At 61.4% G+C, this 319-nt stretch carries 1 pseudogene; it reads left to right on the plus strand.

The annotated features are described in order from the left end of the window. Nucleotides 1–165 (plus strand): annotated as a pseudogene (locus X744_RS1000000175850) (alpha/beta hydrolase); the annotation flags it as partial. Between the last annotated feature and the right edge of the window lie 154 nt (nucleotides 166–319).

The raw sequence follows: 319 nt of genomic DNA on the forward strand, positions 1-319 counted from the left end.
CTGTGGTCGCTGCGCGACGATCTTGAACGGCTCTATGGTGATGTGCTGGCGATCTGGCGCCCGTGGGCCCGGCACCTGCAAGGCCAAGGCATCGACAGCGGTCACCATGTCGCCGAAGAAGCACCGGACCTGTTGGCGAAGGCCATCCTGGACTTCCTTGCTTGACGGCCCACTGGTTTTGATCTGGCGAAGATGGGACGGGCAGCACAATGGTCGGGCCACGTGCTGCCGGATGACACGCAGCCTTCGTTCCCCGGGAACAAATCTCCCTTTGGAAAATTGTGACGCCGAGGAGAATATCGGAAGCTCCGGGCCGGAA

The organism is Mesorhizobium sp. LNHC252B00 (assembly GCF_000502955.1).
Lineage (GTDB): Bacteria > Pseudomonadota > Alphaproteobacteria > Rhizobiales > Rhizobiaceae > Mesorhizobium.